The sequence below is a fragment of the Ferruginibacter sp. genome, from assembly GCF_014377975.1.
Taxonomy (GTDB): Bacteria; Bacteroidota; Bacteroidia; order Chitinophagales; family Chitinophagaceae; genus Ferruginibacter.
Map to the genome: position 1 here is coordinate 1 of NZ_JACMOO010000257.1, position 20,718 is coordinate 20,718.

The window sequence follows — 20,718 nt, forward strand, 5'->3', positions numbered from 1 at the left end:
ACCATAAAAATTTTCTTCAATAATTAAACATCCGGTAATAACTGTGATTTTTAACGTACTTGTTAAGCAACCTTTCAGCCAAATCTCCGTTGGCGAACTTACTGCACACTCACTTTAATCACGGTGGTTTTATTATCTGGCGCCAATACTTCCAGTTGGTAAATGCTGCTTAGCAATACCCTGGTTAAATTATTTCTGTAGCCGTTTTCGTCAGATGGATAATATAACGGATTCCAACTACCCGGCCCAGGTTATTCGCCAGCCTTGTACCATACACACTTTTTGGCATGTTTTTTATCTCCAGGTGTTAGTAACGGAAGGTGTAAATATCAGCTGGTATCTTGTGCAAAAGCAGTGCTGGTAACTACCATAAATCAGCATCAGGAGTATCAATCATATTAATTGCGGTGGTATAAATCAAGTTGAGGCTTTTAAATCAGCAAGTATCAATTTTGCAACAACAGCCAAACCAGTGATACTGCTTACCGATGAAAAAAATCGGGATCTTATATATTTTCTTTGCACTTCTTTCTTCTTTCCTTTGAGACATGTTCGAAAAATCTACCGGACAAACCAGTCAATTGACAAACAAGTCCCGAACATGATACGAACATAATACGAACAAGACACGAACAAGAGTCTCGTTTTAGCATTATTATTCCAGCGGCGTATTTAAAGTGGCGGTAACCATCTTTACATTGTCGCCCATTACCGCTTCAACAGCAAGTTTGTAATACTTCGGCTCTTTTGGAATAATTAATTCAAGCGACGGCCCGTCGCCTGCTTTTTTTATAAACATGGTATTGCCGTATTGATCCGTTCTTACAAGATACCATTCAAAACGAAGCCCGGGAATTTTATCATTGTATAATTTCCATACCCCGTTGTTTTTAATAATTACCTGGTAAATTAAATCCGCATTTTCACCGGCTATTTTTGCAGGTTTTAATATTTTTATGTCTGGTACCGGTGACGGAGTTGTTGCTGCATTCGTCCAGGTACTTTTTACCAGGTTGTACCATTGTTTTTTTCTTCCTTCCATATCAAGCAAACCATCCAGGCTGATATAGTTTACATTTTCAATGTCCTGCCACCTGGGTATAATTCCAGATTGTTGTATAGAAGGTATCATTGGCCACATATCAACCCCTACTTTCCCCCAGGCCATTCCTTCTTCCAGCGGTTCATTTAAACCCTCTTTATATTTTGTATCGGCTACCAGCATAAAGGTATTTATTTGTGGCACCTGCGCTTTATAATACTTAAACCGTTTACGCCCGTTTTCATCCCAGTTTAAATCCATAATAATTGGCCTGGTGGTGTCTAATAAACGAATCTGCTCACAAACATCTTTTAGCCAGCTAACATATTTTTGCTGATAATAAAAATAATCCGGTAAAAAAGTACGGCTCGCAAGACTGCCTAAAACATCATCTCCGATATTCCAGGCAATGATGTATTTTTTATCAAGATTTAATTTTATTACTTCCAGTATTTTTTCCTTTTGGTGTTGAAGCTGGTCATAATCATTTACTACTTGTGTAGTGGCCAATATTCTAAAACAGGGCACCAGGTTCATCCTGTTTTCATGCAGCATTTTGCCCAGGCTGTTATCATAAAATCCCGGCATTATTCTTTCAACAGTATTAATACCAATTGATTTCATTGCGGTAATATCTGCACGAAGTGTACGCAGATTAAGTGTATGCCGGTTTCTAAACCAGAGGTATCCTTTATTGTACCCAACACTTTTTATACCCTTTGGAAGCTGGTATTTTTTTGTACTGGCAACAGAAGTTTCATTTTTTATCAGGGGCAATTCCAGGGGCATATCTCCGGCAGGTGCATTTTGTAAGATGGTATTTATGGAAACAGCTAAATCTGCATTTGCCGGTTTACCGGGCGCATCAGGGTCGCCCGCTATCACTGATTTTATTTCTGTAAAAGCGGTGTCCATTGTTTTCCACGCAGCATTCCACCATTGCGGTATGCCTGCAGGACTGGCGGGTGTTTTTGTAATCATTACAGGCAAGCCAGCTTTAAAAAGAGGCAGCAGGTGGTAAGGGCGGTAAAGGGCATCAAAGCTATTACCAGGCTTACTATTATTTTCGGCAATGTTTACACCAATCCAGTCTGCAAAACCATTTCCGGGAAAATAATCTGCGGCGGCGGCGCCCTCCCCGGCATTCCATATCCAGATCATTTTATCGGCTCCCGCACTATCAAAGAGCCGGTGAATATATTGCCAGGCTTTAATAAACTGTGGGGGGCTTTCCTTAAAAGTTGAAAACAAAGCGTATTTATTATTTACCGGATTGTTACCAAATCTAAAAAAAACAGGCTTATTTAAACGGGCTACCTGTTTGGCAAACGATTGAATCAGGCTATCATATTTTCCGATAACGATGTGCTGTAAAACATCTGCATCTTTTGCAGTATTAGCAGTATTACCTTTTTGCCAAAGCTGCAAAACCAGTAATGGCAGGGCATTGTGGCTATACACCTGGTACAGGTAATTGGTGTCCAGCGTATTTTTTTCACCTTCGCCCCAGGGAATATCCACCGCAATAATTGCAATGTCCTTTCTTTTTGCCGCAATAGAAAAAACAGCGTGTACAACTGAATCTTCCGGCTGGTTGTTTTGCTGGTACAAGCCGTTGTAAAACACCTGAAGACCTGGCAAAGGCTTGGGTAAAAAAACTGGTAATTTTTGCTGTTGGTAGTATCCCCCTATAAATGCAACAATTAACACCAGCGAAAGCGGTAATGAATATTTTCTTAAAAAACTATGAGATTTTTCAATGAGCCAGGTGTATTGCCTTAGCTTCATTGCAATACTATTTATTTTACTTGTATTGCTGGTATAGCCAGAAATAGATAAGATAAAAATCACGAAAAATACCTGCATAGAAGCAAACACTACCATAAAAATTGTGTAAGGATTGTAATCGTACCGAACGCCATAAACAATGGCTGCCAGCGAAATTACCGCTATCAGTATATTGGGCAAATTGAGCAGCAGCGGCAGTGGCTCATGGTCGTTTTTGGGGGTGGGTATATAAGGTACTTTTTTGCGAAAAACAGTATAGATAATTCCAACACAATAAATCCACCAGGTACCAATCTGCAGAATACCCCCCACCAGATGAAAGCCCCTTTCTTTATCTTCGGCCACCCATTTTTGCACATAGTACCTGATGAGCATACTCATTGTAAACACTGGAAAAGCCGCCAGCAGAAAATTAAGTACATCCATCTTTAATGGTACATAGCCTGTAAATAAAGAAATGACCGGAATTAAAAAATTAATAAAAAAAATAAAGCCAAACAGATAGTGAAACGGCAGGGTGAAATAATGGATTCTTTGCCGCCAGGTAAATTTTTTAAACAGTTTTGGATAAGTGGTAACCAACAATTCCCAGGTTCCCCTGCTCCATTTTAATTGTTGTTTAAAATAAGATGACATTGTAGCAGGCACCAATCCACGGGTTAAAATGGCGGGTAAATATACCGACCGCCACCCCCGGGCATGCAACTGCATGGAGGTATGCATATCTTCTGCCAGGCCGCTGGCATGGCCTCCAATGGCATCCAGTGCCGCTCTGCGAAAAGTACAGTTGGCGCCAATTGCCTGCACGGTTCCGTAACTGTGCATGGCCATCATCATGGGGCCGTAAAACTGGTAGGTTTGCTGCGCCGCACCTTTGGCCACCAGGCTTTGCTGCTGGTTATAATAGGCCTGCACTACCTGTACATAACCAATTGCAGGATCATCAAAATAAGCGACCACCTGATCTAAAAATTCCGGTGCCGGAATATGGTCAGGGTCCAGTACTACACATAACTCTCCGGTGGCATATTGCAATGCATTGTTGATATTACCAGCCTTGGCATCTTTTTTATTGGTTCGGGTAACATGCCTAACACCTAACTGCAGGCATAATTGTTTTACATTTTCATCATCTGCTTCATCACAACACCAGGCGGTATGCGGATAGGTAATATTTTTTATGGCGGTAAGTGTTTGTGCCAGCATTTCAAAAGGTTCGCCTGCGCAATAGGTGGTTAAAATATCTACTGTATAAAGTTTATCAGTAATCGCTTTATTAATACTTTTAATAGAAAAATAGTGATACCATTCAAGCAGGTATTTAATGCAGTAATACACCATGGTTATCATCAGTAAAATATACAAGGGATAATAGCCGATATTATCTTTCTGCAGCATAGTGTATAAAAAAAATACAACAGACACGATGCCTATTAGAATCATCAGCCGCAAGGCTTTTTTTTCTTTAGGCGAAGGTGATGGTATTGCTGTTAAATTATAATTCATTGTTGTACTACATAAATGGGGGTATTGGCTGTAGCACAAAAGCCACCAGAATTTTTAACTGTTACAAATAGCCTGTATGGCCCTTCTGTTGCCGGCGCCTTAAAAACAATTTTATTATTTGTATTGTCTGTTATCAATCCTTTTTGGATTGCTGGTTTTTTAAAATTATCCCAGGTTTGTCCCCAGTGCTGCCAGTCGTCTTTTAAAATTTGCCATTGACAGACTACCGTATCAGCAGCAGATGATTTATACAAAAAAACTGTTGCCTGGTGTTCAGAATTAGCAGTTATAATAATATTATCATTAGCGCCCAGTTTATCTACCAGCATATATTGCAGCTGAGGCGACAAGTGTTTGCTAACCGTATCCCTCCAGCAATCCTTCAATACTTCCATAGCTTCTGTGGGTGTATTATCTTCATTAAAAATACTGTACCAGGTGTAAGTATACTCCTGCCGGCTACCCCAGTAAAAAACCATTGATCCTAAAAACCGGGGATCTTTACGGGGCATGTACCTGGTATAAAATTCATAATACAGTTCCGCCTTTTTGGTACTGGTATTTTCTATGGGTGCCTGCCAGGTTGTGAGAGAGGCTTCCCATCCGCCATTGGGCGACCATTCGCCCACCAGGTAAGGGCCATTCCATACCCACTTAATTAAAGTAAGGTCTTTTTCAATTGTCTTTATACGGTTATAGGTATTGATACAAATAAAATCCAGTGCAGGTATGCGCCATTGAATATTAAAGATATATTTTTTGGCAACATTGATAACAGAAGTTGATACCGGGTGATGGGGATCTTCCTGCTGTATAATGGCAAGCAACCCATTATAGGCATCGTAAAATTTTGGTGCGGTAATTGAAAAAGGCATGTGCAATTCGTTACCCAGGCACCAGGCTAATAATGCCGGCTGATCTTTGTAACGCAAAACAATTTTCTCATAATTAATATTTATTTTTTTTACATTGCTATCCTCATTGTAAAAATCACTCTGCTCTCCACCGGGTATGTCTATCCCAATTATAACAGATACATTATTTTGTGAGGCTTCTTTAAATGTATTTTCTAATTTGGACGTATCCCAGCAAATAATTGTATTTCCGCCACAGGCTACCAGTTCTTTAATGTGGGTAAATCCTGCGCCACCTTTTACAATAAATGGTTGCTCTGCTTTATAAAAACTATACCGCCCGTTTTTTTGTTGAATCGTAACTTTTCTGATACCGGAAAAAGAATTAATTTTTTGCGGCCCTTTTGTAAAATAAAAAAACAACCCCAGTGTTATCAAGCAGGTCATCGATATCAGGGCTAACCTAAGCAGCCATAATTTAATTTTAACTAAAATGGATTGGCTTTTATTCAATTGCTATATATAATTAACACCCTATAAAAAGGATGCTGTGTTTTAGGGTAAAAGAAATTATTTTAAAAACAGTTTATATCTGAATACGATTTTTGAAATGTGATACTTTACATGGTCAGTTAATAATATGTATGACAGCAGTTGACATTAACGGATATTGATAACGGTAGCACAATTTTTACACCCGCAAAAAACCAGCTGTATGATTAAAATTACTTTTTACTAAAAAATTAATACTCCCGTTTAAAAGACAAAAAAATATAGCTGATCAAAAAATCTATGATCAATTTTCTGCCACAAATCACTGTTTCAGGAAAATAGGTTTTTCAAAAATTTTTTGCAAACTTATTACTTTATTTTTAAGCTGCTATTCAAAAAAATGTAGATAATAAATGTTGTAGCCGAAATACCTGCACAGCAACTCAAAACTCAAAACCCGCTGTCTCATCCGGGTTATTTAATCTGGTGCTTTTTCTTTCACCCTTTACCATTACATGAATGATCTGCATTTGCTGGGGTTTCGTATCGTACAAAATATTGTTTGTTACAGTTATTTTTTTTACAGCAGTAATATCATTCACCTGGAAATAACTGATGATGCCTTCTTCCTGTTGTTCGAATCCTAAAAACTGCAGCGTACATTTTTTATCATCTGCTGCTATTTGTAAATGTTTTTGAATATACTTATTTACCAATGGGTTCATGGCATTTTTTAATGCAGGATCAAGCAAATCAACCTTCGTTTTATTTTGTTGCCGCAGGGTCTGTTCAAAATCATCTGTAAAAATTTTACAACTTATCTCCAGTGTTTTACCGGCGGCATTGTAATTAATTTCTGTAACACTTACAAAAACCGGATGATGAAAACCGCTGAAAGCAGCAGAAAAAATAATTAACCATTTATAGAATATAGACGCCATTTAAACAAAAAATTTGCTGTTTACAATTCAATGAAAGACATTGAACTATCAAAATTAACTACTAATAAAGTTTTTAAAAATGAATTATACAATTAGCTGCCTAATCTAAACCAATTAATATATTTTAATTGGTGAAATTCGTAATAATTTAGTGCAATTAAAAATATAGAATTTGAATGGGTGATTTTACTTTTTATTTGGATACCGGGTGGCATCACATCATTAGCTGGAATGCATTAGACCATATTTTATTTATTATTGCACTATCTGCTATTTACCTGGCACAAGACTGGAAACAGGTACTCGTTTTAATAACAGCCTTTACCATCGGCCATTCGCTTACTTTAGCATTGAGTGTAAATAACGTAATACGTTTTAACGAAAAATGGGTAGAGTTTTTAATACCCTGCACCATCTTTGCTACTGCCCTGTTTAATTTTTTTATTAAAGGGTATCAACCAAAATCATTGAGGATAAATTATTTTTTAGCCTTATTTTTTGGATTAATTCACGGGATGGGTTTTGCCAACTCCATCCGTTTTATGCTGGCGAAAAATCAGGCAATTGGCTGGCCATTACTGGGTTTTAATATCGGGCTGGAGGCAGGACAAATAGCAGTGGTAACTATTATTTTATTGATTAGTTATGTGCTGGTAAATAAACTAAATATACCCCGTAAATGGTGGGTTTGGAGTTTATCAATTACCGCCATCATCATTTCAGCAAAGATGCTGATTGAAAGATGGCCGCATTAATAGTAATTGCATGAAGTGCAACATGGGATAAAGCTGATTTTTACTTATGACCATCCTTTCTATTTACAGCAAATGATATTCGTTAATGATATTACGCAAAGCGAAAAAACAGTTCCGTTTTAATCCGTGCATTCGGCATTATACCCGTTTATATTTTATTTTGCGCAAGCCATGTAAAATTTATTAAAAGCAAACAATAAAACAATATATTTAACCAGAATTCAATAAAATAAAACAATTTCACATGACGAGACCTCTGATTTTACTCACTTTTTTATTTTCGTTTACACTTTGCTGTTACGCACAGGATATTAAAAATAATCCTGGCAGCAACCATGGCAACCGTTTTGAACAACTGGGCACCATACTGCCAACACCCAACGAATACCGCACAGCCAGCGGTGCTCCCGGACCAAAGTACTGGCAGCAACGTTGCGATTACGATATTGTTTGCCAACTGGATGAACCCAACCGCAAACTCAATGGCAAAGAAACTATTACGTACTTCAACAACTCTCCCGATGCGCTAACTTACCTGTGGATACAACTGGACGAGAACGAACACAGCAGCAAAAACAATTCAGGCTATCAAAACAGCAACGTTATGCCAAAAAGCGTAACGGAAAAGGAACTGCTGTTTTACAGCGGAAAAACGGATAAGGAATATGGTGATAACATTTTAAAAGTAACGGAGGCTTCAGGCAAGCCGCTTACGTTTACCATCAACAAAACGATGATGCGCATAGAGTTGCCGCAAACACTAAAACCCGGACAACAATTTATTTTAAAAATAGAGTGGAACTACTTTATCACCGACCGCATGAAATATGGCGGCCGTGGCGGCTATGAGTATTTTCCTGAAGATGGAAATGATCTTTACACTATTACCCAGTGGTATCCACGCCTTTGCGTGTACAGCGATTTTCAGGGATGGCAAAACCACCAGTTTGCAGGCAGTGGCGAGTTTGCTTTAACCTTTGGAAATTTTAAAGTAGCCATCACGGTACCTGCCGATCATATTGTAATGGCCACAGGCGAAGCACAGAACTACCAGCAGGTATTATCTGCTGCGCAATTTGCCCGCTGGCAAAAAGCACAAACCGCAACAGAGCCCACCGAAATAGCCACACTGGAAGAAGCCAAAGCAAGAGAAAAACAAAAGTTAACCTCTACTAAAACATGGATTTTTAAAGCCAGCATGGTACGTGATTTTGCCTGGGGCAGCAGCCGTAAATTTGTTTGGGATGCCATGGCTGCAAGGGTAGAAGGCAAAAAAGTAATGTGCATGAGCGCCTATGGAAAAGAAGCGTATAATCTTTACCGTAAGTACAGCACCAAGGCAGTAGCACACACCATTAAAAGTTATTCAAAATTTACCATCCCTTACCCCTACCCGGTGGCGCAAAGTTTAGAAGCAGCCAATGGGATGGAGTATCCGATGATTTGCTTTAATTATGGCCGCTGCGAAAAAGACGGCACCTACAGCGAAGCCACCAAGAACGGTATGCTGGGTGTGGTGATACATGAGGTAGGCCATAACTTTTTTCCGATGATCATCAACAGCGATGAACGGCAATGGACCTGGATGGATGAAGGCCTTAACTCCTTCTGCGAATATTTAACAGAAGAATTATGGGACAATAAATTTCCGGTAAGCAAGGGCGCAGCCTTCAAAATAGTGGATTACATGAAGCTTCCAAAAGATCAGCTGGAACCGATCATGACCAACAGCGAAAACATTGTCCAGTTTGGCCCCAATGCTTACACCAAGCCTTCCACCGGTTTAAATATTTTACGGGAAACCATTGTAGGCCGCAAATTATTTGACTATGCCTTTAAAGAATATGCCCGGCGCTGGGCATTTAAACATCCCACACCTGCCGATCTTTTCAGAACCATGGAAGACGCCAGCGGCGAAGATCTTGACTGGTTTTGGCGTGGCTGGTTTTACGGCACCGAACCCTGCGACATTTCTTTAGACAGTGTAAGATGGGCTACAGTAACCACTGAAGGCGGCAACCCTAAATTTGGTGGTAATACCATTCAACAAACGGTGGCCAGACCATTGCTGAACAACTTTGAAGATATATCTAAAATAAGAAACCGGGAAGATAAAAAAATAATTTTTGCAACAGATGCAGACACCAGCCTGCGGGATTTTTACTGGCGCTACGACAGGGGCCTTGCAAAGGTGGATACCACGCCGGTAGAAGTTACGATACCGGTAGCTGTTGCCGATACTTTTACCAACCAGCAAAAAATAGATTTAGCGGGCGGCAAAAATATGTATGAGCTAACTTTTAGCAACAAGGGTGGTTTGGTAATGCCCATCATTATTGAATGGACTTTTAAAGACAGCAGCAAAGAGATTGACCGCATACCAGCACAGGTATGGCGTAAAAACGAAAACAAAGTGGTAAAAACATTTATAAAAGACAAGGAAGTAGCCTCTATCCGGTTAGACCCAATGAGAGAAACTGCCGACATCAATACCAGCAACAACAACTGGCCGGCGGTAGAAACACCTACCAGTTTTCAATTATTTAAAGCCCGCACAGGCCCGGGCCGCGGGGGTGCATCTGGCAATGTTAACCCTATGCAAAAGGAAATCAAAAATTAACCTTCTTTTAAAAATAGTAAAGCCGCTCCGTTGTTTGAGCGGCTTTTTTTATGCTTTTATTGATGGCATTGTCCCGGCTAAGAGGCAATGTGGATCGTTGTTGCATCGCCCTCTTGTACAAAAAAAGCCTTTGGCAACGTTGGTTGAATTTCGCCCGCACTGGTGTTTCAACCTTCAATCATAATAAATTATATTTCCCCGAAGCCGGTGTTGTGTCTTATGGACCAACATCCCAAAGTGCCAGGCGTTGTGCACTTATTTTTTACCCTTACCGGCGTTCAAATCTTCAATCATAATAAACTATATTTCGCGGAAGCCGGTGTTGTGTCTTATTGACCAACATTCAAAGTTCCAGGAATTGTGCACTTACTTTTTGCCCTTACCCGTGTTCCAATCTTCAATCATAATAAACTATATTTCCCCGAAGCCGGTGTTGTGTCTTATGGACCAACATCCAAAGTGCCAGGCGTTGCGGGCTACTTTGCAGCAAGATGTGTCAATGGCTTTTTTTAAAAGTAAAACATTACGTGATTGAAACGAAATATTACCCCGGGTATAGCAACGTCTTCACCCCTGCTTAGGCTCATAACGCGACGTTGCTGCGAATCAAAATCAACGTTCTGAAATTGACCGGATCTAATTTATTTACCATTATCAATACGCACTATCTAACTAAACAAAAACTCTACATCTTCCTTACTTAACTGTTTTACAAAGCCTTCATTATCGCCAATTAAATGTTCGCTGAGTTCTTTTTTTCGTTGCTGCAACTGAATGATCTTTTCTTCAATGGTATCTTTGCAGATCATTTTGTAGGCAAATACGTTTTTGGTTTGGCCAATGCGGTGGGTACGATCTATGGCCTGTTGCTGCACGGCATTATTCCACCAGGGATCAAATAGAAAAACGTAATCAGCGGCGGTTAAAGTAAGCCCCGTATTACCCGCCATCAAACTGATTAAAAATACATTGGTAGTATTACCCGGCTCCTGAAAATCAGCAACCATTGCGGCTCTTTTTTTAGGTGGTGTACTGCCATCGAGCTGATAATATGAAATACCTTTTTTGATAAAAGTTTCCGCCAGCAGGTTAAGCATTTTTGTAAACTGCGAAAATACCAATACTTTATGATTGCCGAGATTAGCCAGCTCTTCCAGCAACATGTCGGTCTTTACCGAGTGGCCGGTGGTTTGTTCTTCGCCAGGCAATAATAAAGGCGAACTGCAAACCTGCTTTAATTTCATGATCCCCTGCAACACGGCCAGTTTACTTTTGCCGATACCCTCTGTTTTGATATTTAAAAACAGGTTACTTTTAATGTTTTCCTTTATGCCTTCATACATTTCCTTTTGTGCCACGCCCATATTGCACCACAATACGGATTCTGTTTTTTCCGGCAGGTCTTTGGCTACCTGCTCCTTGGTGCGGCGAAGGATGAAAGGTGCAGTTAATTTTTGTAACGTGACAATCTTTTCTTCGTTTCTGTCGCGGTCAATTGCATCGGCATACTCCCGTTTAAAAAACTCTTTGCTGCCAAACATACCTGGTAATAAAAACTCCAGTTGCGAGTACAGGTCGAAGGTATTATTCATTACTGGCGTACCACTTAAAGCAATCCTGCAACGCACCTGTAACTGATAAATAGCACGGGTACTTTGTGCAGCCGGATTTTTGATATTATGACTTTCATCTACCACAGCCACGTCAAAAATAAGTGCTGATAGCTGTTCAATATCCGACCGCATGGTGCCGTAACTGGTAATGCAAATATCCATGGTGGTGGCACAAATATTATTTATATCCCTTGCCTGCCCATGGTGGATATAAGAACGCAAATGTGGTGCAAATTTAGCCACTTCCTGCTGCCAGTTATAGATGAGCGAAGATGGACAAACTATCAGCACCAACCCGCCTTTTACCTGTTCCAGCCTGTCTGTAATAAAACAGATTGTCTGCAGGGTTTTACCAAGTCCCATGTCATCCGCCAGGCAAGCCCCGGCGTTGATGGCAGCCAGCATTTTTAACCACTCAAAACCTTTTTGCTGGTAAGGCCGCAGGGTGGCATTTATCTTTTTTGATATGGGGTACAATACTTTATCCGCCTGCTGCCAGCGCTCCCAGTTTTTCCACCATTCATCGCTGACTGTTATTTTTAAGGGTTGATATATTGTATCACTTTTTTGTTCACTGATGGCGAGCCATTGGGGTATGTTCAATTGCTTTTTATCAACCTTGCTGTGTTTGATGATGGTGGCATATTCCGTTATCCAGGTTTCTGTTAATACCCCCAGTGAACCATCTTTTAACATCACTGCCCGTTGCCCGGCGATGAGCATTTTTTGTAATTCCTGCAAGGGTATTTTTTCTTCTCCAAACTGTAAAGAAAAATCAGCCAGCAAAACCTGGTCATCTTTTTTTACAATAGTCATTTCGGTAACCGGCTTATGTGGCGAATACCTGAAATGGGTGAGTGTATCAATACCTGCCAGTTCAATATCCATCTCCAGCAACTGGTGATATACTTTTAAAAACCATTGCTTTTTTTGAGCATCGGCAAAGGATAAATAATACCAGCCATTTAACTGCTTTACAAAATTGGGATGCAGTGCCACCAATTGTTTTTTTAAGGCAGTTTCTATTTCTTTATTGCGTTTTACAACAATGATCTCACCGCGGTTGGTGGTTTCAAAAAATTCTTTCCACTCGCCTTCTGCAACATACCCATCGTACACCCATTGCGGTGTTAATACCAAAAAAGAATTACTGATCTCGCTTAACAAAACCCGTTGCCCTGGCAGCACATCTATAGTGGTTATCGCAAATAAATTATTTCGTTGAACGGTATAATTTTCTTCCAGCCTGCTTAAAATATTTTCTGCAAATAAAGGCGCATCGGCACTGTATTGCGACGGATTTTTTTGCACCAGCCATTCCAGTGTTTGATAATCTTTGTCTGCCAGTAAAAAATATTCATTTTTACTTTCCAATAAAAAATGAAAACGCCTGAAACCATCCAGCAAATAATCGCTGCCATTGATGGTTACAATGGTTTGCAACAGCAACCGGCCATTTTTTTTTGTTACTGCAAATGTTAAAGAAGGTTTGTACATGCTAAAATTACAGGGCGCTGTTCTCATATTGCCGGTAGCAGCATTGGGCAACTGGTGATACCATTTTACCAGGTGGGCAAATGGTTTAAAAAATTCAAACTGTTCCCGTAATTTTCTTGTGTAGGCGGCCGTCAGCATCTGGCTGAGTTGCACACCGGATTTTTGTTGTTTGTGGCGTTTTATAATTTCATCTTCCATCTGGTACAAGCCTTCGCTGGTAAGACTATACAGCCATTGTTTAGCCTGCCGGGGAAGCTCATCATAATACCGGGTTAGTTCAGTGTCATCAAGATTTACGATATCGTACTTTACGCCCTGAGTGTTTTTACTAACATGAATAGAACGAAGAATATATTTTTGTTGGTTCAACTGTTGAGGTAATAACAACAGGGCAATCTTTTTTTCTGTTTTTTTTTCAGCCATAATAAGACTGCAAATGTAAAAAAATATGAACAAAAGCTACGGTACAAAAAATGTATTATTTTAAACATTGAGCATTGCCGGATCTCGATGGATGTACGCACTTTCTGCCTACGCTTTAATAAACGTTGCCTGAAGATTTTTTTGTACAAGAGGGCGATGCAAGGATGTTCATTACGGCTTCTTAGTTTGGACCAACACCTGTTTATATCTGCCAGTCTTTATCGAAAGGATATTTCAGTTTATAAAGCTGTTTTTCCATCACGCTCCATTTGCTTTCTTTTCTTTTTACTATACTTTTTTTCGTACTCAAGTATTTCTTTGGTCTTTACTTTTTCTTCCGCAACTTCGGTAACTTTTTTTGTTACTATGGCCGTGCTGCCATCTTCTTTTAACAGCCGGCCATGATCATAGTTTTCTGCCTTTATAAATTTTTCACCTGCCGAATAATATTTCCAAATACCATTGGGTACACTGTATTGCTCTGCCTTTACAATTTTATAACTGCTTATTTGGTTGTTGCCCTGGCCATACACCGCAATGGTGTCAAAGGGAGTCTCGGGATCGTATCCTTTCCATTCTTCATGCCTCAAAAGATCGCCCAAAAAAGAAAAATATTCCTGTACGCCTTCTTTGCCGCCAGCTTTGTAATTTTCGACCGCTAAAATATCGCCTGTATTATTGTACTTGCGCCACGGACCCGTTTTTTTACCGGCTTTATAATACCCCTCTTCTTCATAGCCCGGCTCGCCTCTTAATTCTGCTACAGTAATTACCCATTTGCCCTGCTTTAAATTATTTTTATCTACATTGTTTAGTGTATCACCTTTTGGTGAAATGATAAATGATTTGTTTTGTGCATTTATTGAGTAGCAAAAAAACAAAGCCATCACAGCCAGAAATATGCCTGCCGTTTTATAATTTGTATTCTTCATACGCTTGATTTTGTATTGAGTTGCCTGGCAAATTTACCCTTTTGTTTTATAACCAGTACACTAACCATTATTTTTAACATCCGTGGTATTATTTCATCTTCTTTTTTAGCAGCAAATATATTTCCACAGGTACGCAAAATGGTATTTCACTACATTTGAAAAAAAACAGGCTGTGAATAAAATTCTGATCATTGATGACGAGGATAAATTAAGGGCATTAATGGCCCGCATTATTGGTTTGGAAGGATTTGAAGTTCTGGAAGCTGCTACGTGTAAAGCCGCTTTAAAAAAGCTGGAACATTTTACGGTTGATGTAGTGCTTTGTGATGTGAAATTACCTGACGGCAACGGCGTGGACTTAATTAAAGAAATAAAAAATTTATACCCGCAGATTGAGATCATATTATTGACTGCGTATGGTAATATTCCGGATGGCGTACAGGCCATTAAAAATGGTGCTTTCGATTACCTTACTAAGGGAAATGACAACGAGAAAATAATACCCCTTATTAACCGGGCCATTGAAAAAGTACAATTGCAGAAACGCATTGAAAAGCTGGAACAGCAGGTGGGAAAAAAATATGGGTTTGAAAGTATTTTAGGTAATTCGCCCTTAATATTGGAAGCGGTTGCTTTTGCAAAAAAAGTAGCGCCTACCGATGCAAGTGTTTTATTGCTGGGCGAAACAGGCACCGGTAAAGAAGTGTTTGCACAAGCCATACACACTGGCAGCCTTAGAATGACCAAGCCCTTTATGGCACTTAATTGCAGCGCTTTTGGCAAAGAGCTTTTGGAGAGTGAAATATTTGGCCACAAGGCCGGGGCTTTTACCGGAGCATTAAAAGATAAAAAAGGATTGATAGAAGAAGCAAATGCCGGCACGCTGTTTTTAGACGAGATTGGCGAGATGCACATTGAACTGCAATCGAAATTATTACGGGTTTTGGAAACCGGCGAATTTATAAAAGTGGGTGATACAAAATTTACCAAAGTAGATGTAAGAATTATTGCCGCTACAAACCGCGATTTACAGGAAGAGGTTAAAACCGGCAGGTTTAGAGAGGACCTTTTTTACCGGATTAATGTTTTTACCATAACCCTGCCTGCGCTGAGAGATAGAAAAAAAGATATAACCGAACTGGCTGTTAACTTTTTAAAAATATTTGCTCAAAAAACGGGTAAACACATTGATGGCATGAGCCAGGATTTTATCAAGCATTTACAAAACCACCAATGGAAAGGAAATATCCGGGAGTTAAAAAATGTAATTGAAAGAGGCGTCATTTTAGCAGAGGGATTGCAGTTAACCGCAGATAGTTTACCGGTAGAACTGCAAATTAATGATACACACCAGCAAAGTGGTATGTCGGCTTTTGAATTATCAAGTGTTGAAAAATTGCACATTCAACGGGTGTTGAACCATACAAAAGGAAATAAAACAGAAGCCGCCAGGCTGCTAAATATCGGATTAACCACTTTGTATAGAAAAATTGAGGAATACAAGATTTTTTAAACCATTTCAAAATGGAAATCACCCTACCAAAACGGAGGGTTTTTTGTTATTTTTTCTGGTTTGAATGTAGCTATGTGTTTTATTAAATAGTTTTGCAAAAGTTACTGCCAGCAAAAAGTTCATCGGTTTTGTCCCATTATCATTATGTCCTTACCCAATGATGTTTCCAGGGCAACAATCTATTTTTCAAATGCATATAAAAGCTGTTTTTACAGGTATATCTATGCAATTTTTATAACCAAAAAACTGTTATGAACCCTAACTTAAAAAAGATTACCAGCGCTGGCTTATTAATTACCCTTGGAATTATTTTTGGCGACATCGGCACTTCTCCACTCTATGTTTTCTCTGCCATTATTGGAAAAAGAGTTATTACAGATCAACTGGTATATGGGGGCATCTCCTGCGTTTTCTGGACATTGACCCTGCAGACAACTTTTAAATATATACTGCTTACGCTGCAGGCAGACAACAAAGGGGAAGGCGGCATATTTTCATTATATGCCATTGTGTGGCGGTACAGGCATTGGTTGTATTTTCCGGCTGCACTTGGTGCTGCTACCTTGCTGGCCGATGGAATTATAACACCACCCATCTCTGTTTCTTCTGCCATAGAGGGCCTCAATGGCGTACACGGATTAGAAAATATTATTGTGCCCGGCAATGCACTTACCATTGGAATTATTGTGGGTATCATCTCCCTATTATTTTTCTTTCAACAATTTGGCACTAAAGTAATCGGTAGTTTCTTCGGCCCTATCATGCTTGTCTGGTTTATTATGATCATGATTTTAGGTATTGTTCAGGTAACTTACTATCCGCACATTTTATCAGCCTTTAATCCATATTACGCCTACGATTTGCTAAGCCATTATCCTAAGGGCTTTTGGCTGCTGGGTTCTGTTTTTTTATGCACCACCGGCGCAGAAGCATTGTACAGCGACCTGGGACATTGCGGCAGAAAGAATATTCAGGTAAGCTGGATATTTGTAAAAATTGCACTGGTAGCCAATTATTTTGGGCAGGCGGCATGGTTACTAAAAAGTGGCAAAACAACATTAGATGGTATCAATCCATTCTATGCAATTATCCCTCATGCATATTTATTACCGTCTATAGTTGTTGCCACATTGGCTACCATTATAGCAAGCCAGGCATTGATCAGCGGTTCATTTACCTTGATAAGCGAAGCGGTGAATATGAATTTCTGGCCACGCATCACTATAAAATTTCCTACCAATGTACGGGGGCAAATTTACATTCCCAGCATTAACTGGATTTTATGGATTGGCTGTGTGGTAATGATGCTGTATTTTAAAGAATCAAGCGCAATGGAGGCTGCGTATGGTTTTTCCATTACTATCGCCATGTTAATGACAACTATGCTCATGTTCTACTACATGAAGTTTATAAAAAAATGGGCCGCCCCTGTTTTTATTTTGATAGTCACCATTTTTTTAGCGGTAGAAATTTCTTTTTTTATAGCCAATGTTGCCAAGATAAAACAACGATGGATGTTCTTAATATTTGAAATCATGCTGGTATTTATCATGTATATCTGGTACAAGGCAAGAAAAATTACCAACCGCTTTTTAAATTTTGAAACCATTAATGCCTTTGTACCTGCATTACATAATTTGAGTGTAAACTTAAATGAACCTAAATATGCTACCCATCTTGTATATCTGACAAAAGCCAATAACTCAAAAAGTATTGAAAAAAGAATTTTAGAATCCATTTTCAGTAAACGGCCCAAGCGTGCCGATGTGTATTGGTTTGTTCATATCGACCGGACAGATGAACCTTACACCATGGAATATTCTGTAGAAGAAATTGAACATGATAAAATTATTAGGATAGAGTTTCGCCTGGGCTTTCGTATTCAGCCAAGAATAAATCTTTTTCTTAAAAAAGTAATGCAGGAAATGGTTGAACACCATGAACTGGAAGTTGGCACTAATCATGAAGCGCCATTGTTAAACAAACATAATATTTCTGCTGATGTAAGGTATGTGTTGATCCAAAAATTCCTCTCTATAGAAAATGAGTTTTCGTTTGAGGATAGTTTTATCCTCAACTCTTATTTTGCCATTTTAAACCTGGGTCAATCTGATAAAAAGGCTTTTGGTTTGGAGATGGGAGATATAGCGATCGAACGTATTCCTCTCGTGGTTTCACCGGTGATAAATGTTCCGCTTAAACGAATTGATCATCACAAAGAATAATATTACTATATTTTTAGCCAGATTAAGTAGCTGCTAAAACCGGTATAACCGATTATTCCCATCCTAAAAAATATACTTCGCACCATGCTTTTTTGATAAAAAACCCTTCCAAAACGGAAGGGTTTTTTTATTTTCCTATTTTATTATAGTAACCTGATACTGGCGAAATGCAATGTGGCACAGCATCTTAGAAATATTATAGAAGAATTTGTGTTATGGTACATTATTGGCAAACCATTGGTTCTAAAATTAAAAACATGATCAATAAATATAAAACTGCCTTATTTATATCGAAGGTGGCTATGGAGAAAAACCAAAATGTTTTAAAAAATATCTCGGGTAACTAATATTCCTGAACGCATCCTTGAAGGAAACAATTATAAGATAATTACAAGTATTGGAGCAACATGTGTAGATACTGAGTAGCTGCAACCAAATATACTACAGCGCAATTATTTATTAGAAAAGCCTTTCTAATAAATAAGATTTAAACAAATTTTAAACTAAATTTTATGACCACATTTTTGTTACTAATTGCAGGGCTGTTATGCTTTGCCCTTTTTTTTAAATGCATTGATTATTTTGAAAATATTTAATGTTGACCAACCACAATTTTTAAAAAACTAAATCTACAAAACATGTTTTTAATACTCTTCATTCTTTCGATAGCGGTATTTGTTTACCTGCTGTACGTTTTATTGAAACCCGAAAAATTTTAATCTTAAAAAAGAATTATGAACACAGAATTAATAGGTATAATAGTATCTTTTTTACTTACGGTATTATTAGCTTTTCCACTTGGTAAATATATTGCCAAAGTATTTGGCGGAGAAAAAACCTGGACTGATTTTATGAAGCCAGTTGAACGGCTGATATACAAAATAACCGGCATCAACCCTGCACAGGCCATGACCTGGAAGGAATTTTTAAAAGCTATGCTTACCATAAACATGTTATGGTTGGTGTATGCATTTTTTATGTTTCTCTATCAGGCGCACTTGCCCATGAATCCAGACGGTAACCCGAACATGACAGCAGACCTTAGCTTTAATACGGCTATCAGTTTTGTGGTAAATTGTAACCTGCAGGATTACTCCGGCGAAAGCGGCGTTACCTATCTTACACAACTTTTTGTTATAACTTTTTTACAGTTTGTCAGTGCCGCCACGGGTATTGCCTGCCTGGTTGCCTTGTTCAATGGCCTCAAACAAAAAACAACCAACAACCTGGGTAATTTCTGGCAAATTTTTACGGTAAGTATTACCAGGATATTGCTACCGCTTTGTATAGTGGTTGCCGTACTGCTGGCATTCAATGGTTCGCCTGCAAGCTATGATGGTAAAGATACTATTACAACATTGCAGGGCGATACCATGCAGGTATCCCGCGGGCCAGCTGCCGGCATGATCGCAATCAAGCACATAGGCACCAATGGCGGCGGCTGGTTTGGCGCCAACTCTGCGCATCCGCTGGAAAACCCCAATTACTTTACCAATATGGTTGAAATAATTGGTCAGGCACTGATACCAATATCATTGCTATTTGCATTGGGCTTCTACATCAAACGTAAAAAATTCGCTTACATTATTTTTGGCGTGATGACGCTGGGATTTCTTTGTTTAGTGATACCCACCGTCATTACAGAAATTCACGGAAACCCCCTGATAGCAAAAATGGGCGTTGCGCAATTAACCGGTGCAATGGAGGGCAAAGAAGTAAGATTCGGCCCGGCTGCTTCCGGTTACTGGAGCATTCTTACCACAGTTATATCTACTGGGTCTGTAAATTCCATGCACGATAGTTCTATGGCATTATCAGGGCTTATGCAGATACTTGCCATGCTTGTAAATGGTTTTTACGGAGGTTGCGGTGTAGGCATACTAAACTATTTTATCTACATAATTATTGCGGTATTTATATCGGGGTTGATGGTTGGCCGTACACCAGAATTTTTGGGTCATAAAGTAGAAGCGAGAGAAGTTAAGATAGCCGCATTGGTCACTTTATTATCTGCCTTTATTATAAAAGCAGGCACCGCTTTGGCGGCTTATTACGTTGTTCATCATGCCAATGCAGATTGGGCCGTTAAGCCAGGTGCATGGTTAAACAATCCCGGCTACCACGGTTTTACTGAAATGTTATATCAATATACTTCTTCAAACGCAAACAATGGCAGCGGTCTTGCAGGGCTAACAGCTAATAATCCTTTTTGGAATATTACTACCGGTTTTGCTATGATACTTGGCAGGTACCTGCCTATCATTGGGCCTATTGCTATCATTGGTTTGATGGCTAATAAAAAATACGTTCCCGAATCTGCAGGTACTTTAAAAGTAGACTCGGTTACATTTGGCATGATGACATTTGCGGTAATCATCATCGTTACAGCGCTCTCTTATTTTCCTCCGCTGGTACTAGGCCCAATTGCAGAATATTTCAGTATCCATTAAATGATGTAAAATAAATCATCAGTAAAATTTATCAATAAAACCTAACTCCGTACTGTTTCTATCAGAC

11 protein-coding genes are annotated in these 20,718 nt (G+C 39.2%); 6 read left to right on the forward strand and 5 right to left on the reverse strand.

Translation table 11 applies throughout. The annotated features are described in order from the left end of the window. Nucleotides 1–655: 655 nt before the first annotated feature. From H7254_RS13455 to H7254_RS13465, 3 genes are all read right to left on the reverse strand, one after another. Nucleotides 656–4,336: a glycosyltransferase gene (locus tag H7254_RS13455; protein ID WP_301933460.1), complete on the reverse strand. Its 3,681-nt coding sequence runs from the start codon at nt 4,334–4,336 to the stop codon at nt 656–658. Further along, nucleotides 4,333–5,637: a hypothetical protein gene (locus H7254_RS13460; protein WP_301933461.1), complete on the reverse strand. Its 1,305-nt coding sequence runs from the start codon at nt 5,635–5,637 to the stop codon at nt 4,333–4,335. The genes H7254_RS13455 and H7254_RS13460 overlap by 4 nt, the downstream gene beginning before the upstream one ends. A 488-nt stretch (nt 5,638–6,125) precedes the next feature. Next, complete coding sequence (locus H7254_RS13465; protein ID WP_301933462.1) at nt 6,126–6,623, reverse strand: DUF6702 family protein; 498 nt, start codon at nt 6,621–6,623, stop codon at nt 6,126–6,128. A 176-nt stretch (nt 6,624–6,799) separates the two neighbouring features. Between H7254_RS13465 and H7254_RS13470 the strand changes: the two genes are divergently transcribed. Both H7254_RS13470 and H7254_RS13475 read left to right on the forward strand, forming a co-directional pair. Further along, nucleotides 6,800–7,378, forward strand: coding sequence for a HupE/UreJ family protein (locus H7254_RS13470; protein WP_301921866.1), 579 nt, complete (start codon nt 6,800–6,802; stop codon nt 7,376–7,378). Nucleotides 7,379–7,622: 244 nt separating this feature from the next. After that, nucleotides 7,623–9,998: a M1 family metallopeptidase gene (locus tag H7254_RS13475; RefSeq protein ID WP_301933463.1), complete on the forward strand. Its 2,376-nt coding sequence runs from the start codon at nt 7,623–7,625 to the stop codon at nt 9,996–9,998. A 668-nt stretch (nt 9,999–10,666) separates the two neighbouring features. On the opposite strand, the gene H7254_RS13480 is transcribed toward H7254_RS13475, so the two are convergent. Beyond that, nucleotides 10,667–13,531, reverse strand: coding sequence for a DEAD/DEAH box helicase (locus H7254_RS13480; RefSeq protein ID WP_301933464.1), 2,865 nt, complete (start codon nt 13,529–13,531; stop codon nt 10,667–10,669). Nucleotides 13,532–13,770: 239 nt separating this feature from the next. After that, nucleotides 13,771–14,463: a hypothetical protein gene (locus H7254_RS13485; RefSeq protein WP_301933465.1), complete on the reverse strand. Its 693-nt coding sequence runs from the start codon at nt 14,461–14,463 to the stop codon at nt 13,771–13,773. A 172-nt stretch (nt 14,464–14,635) separates the two neighbouring features. Between H7254_RS13485 and H7254_RS13490 the strand changes: the two genes are divergently transcribed. The 4 genes from H7254_RS13490 to kdpA all read left to right on the forward strand — a co-directional run bounded on the left by H7254_RS13490 (nt 14,636) and on the right by kdpA (nt 20,651). Next, on the forward strand, nt 14,636–15,976 hold the full coding sequence (locus H7254_RS13490; protein WP_301933466.1) for a sigma-54 dependent transcriptional regulator: 1,341 nt from the start codon (nt 14,636–14,638) through the stop codon (nt 15,974–15,976). A gap of 251 nt (nt 15,977–16,227) precedes the next feature. Then, a complete protein-coding gene (locus tag H7254_RS13495; protein ID WP_301933467.1) occupies nt 16,228–18,201 on the forward strand; it encodes a KUP/HAK/KT family potassium transporter in 1,974 nt (657 codons plus the stop codon). Between the two features lie 638 nt (nt 18,202–18,839). After that, entirely contained in the window at nt 18,840–18,920 is an 81-nt protein-coding gene (kdpF, locus tag H7254_RS21520; RefSeq protein WP_367875446.1) for a K(+)-transporting ATPase subunit F, read from the forward strand. A 15-nt stretch (nt 18,921–18,935) separates the two neighbouring features. Beyond that, nucleotides 18,936–20,651: a potassium-transporting ATPase subunit KdpA gene (gene kdpA / locus H7254_RS13500; RefSeq protein ID WP_301933468.1), complete on the forward strand. Its 1,716-nt coding sequence runs from the start codon at nt 18,936–18,938 to the stop codon at nt 20,649–20,651. The last annotated feature ends 67 nt before the right edge of the window (nt 20,652–20,718 follow it).

Bases quoted from the DNA above. Each gene is read 5' to 3' on its own strand.
- H7254_RS13475 (WP_301933463.1), top strand. From the start codon at position 7,623: ATGACGAGACCTCTGATTTTACTCACTTTTTTATTTTCGTTTACACTT.
- H7254_RS13495 (WP_301933467.1), top strand. From the start codon at position 16,228: ATGAACCCTAACTTAAAAAAGATTACCAGCGCTGGCTTATTAATTACC.
- H7254_RS13480 (WP_301933464.1), bottom strand. From the start codon at position 13,531: ATGGCTGAAAAAAAAACAGAAAAAAAGATTGCCCTGTTGTTATTACCT.
- kdpA (WP_301933468.1), top strand. From the start codon at position 18,936: ATGAACACAGAATTAATAGGTATAATAGTATCTTTTTTACTTACGGTA.
- H7254_RS13485 (WP_301933465.1), bottom strand. From the start codon at position 14,463: ATGAAGAATACAAATTATAAAACGGCAGGCATATTTCTGGCTGTGATG.
- H7254_RS13460 (WP_301933461.1), bottom strand. From the start codon at position 5,637: ATGACCTGCTTGATAACACTGGGGTTGTTTTTTTATTTTACAAAAGGG.
- H7254_RS13470 (WP_301921866.1), top strand. From the start codon at position 6,800: ATGGGTGATTTTACTTTTTATTTGGATACCGGGTGGCATCACATCATT.
- H7254_RS13465 (WP_301933462.1), bottom strand. From the start codon at position 6,623: ATGGCGTCTATATTCTATAAATGGTTAATTATTTTTTCTGCTGCTTTC.
- H7254_RS13455 (WP_301933460.1), bottom strand. From the start codon at position 4,336: ATGAATTATAATTTAACAGCAATACCATCACCTTCGCCTAAAGAAAAA.
- kdpF (WP_367875446.1), top strand. From the start codon at position 18,840: ATGTTTTTAATACTCTTCATTCTTTCGATAGCGGTATTTGTTTACCTG.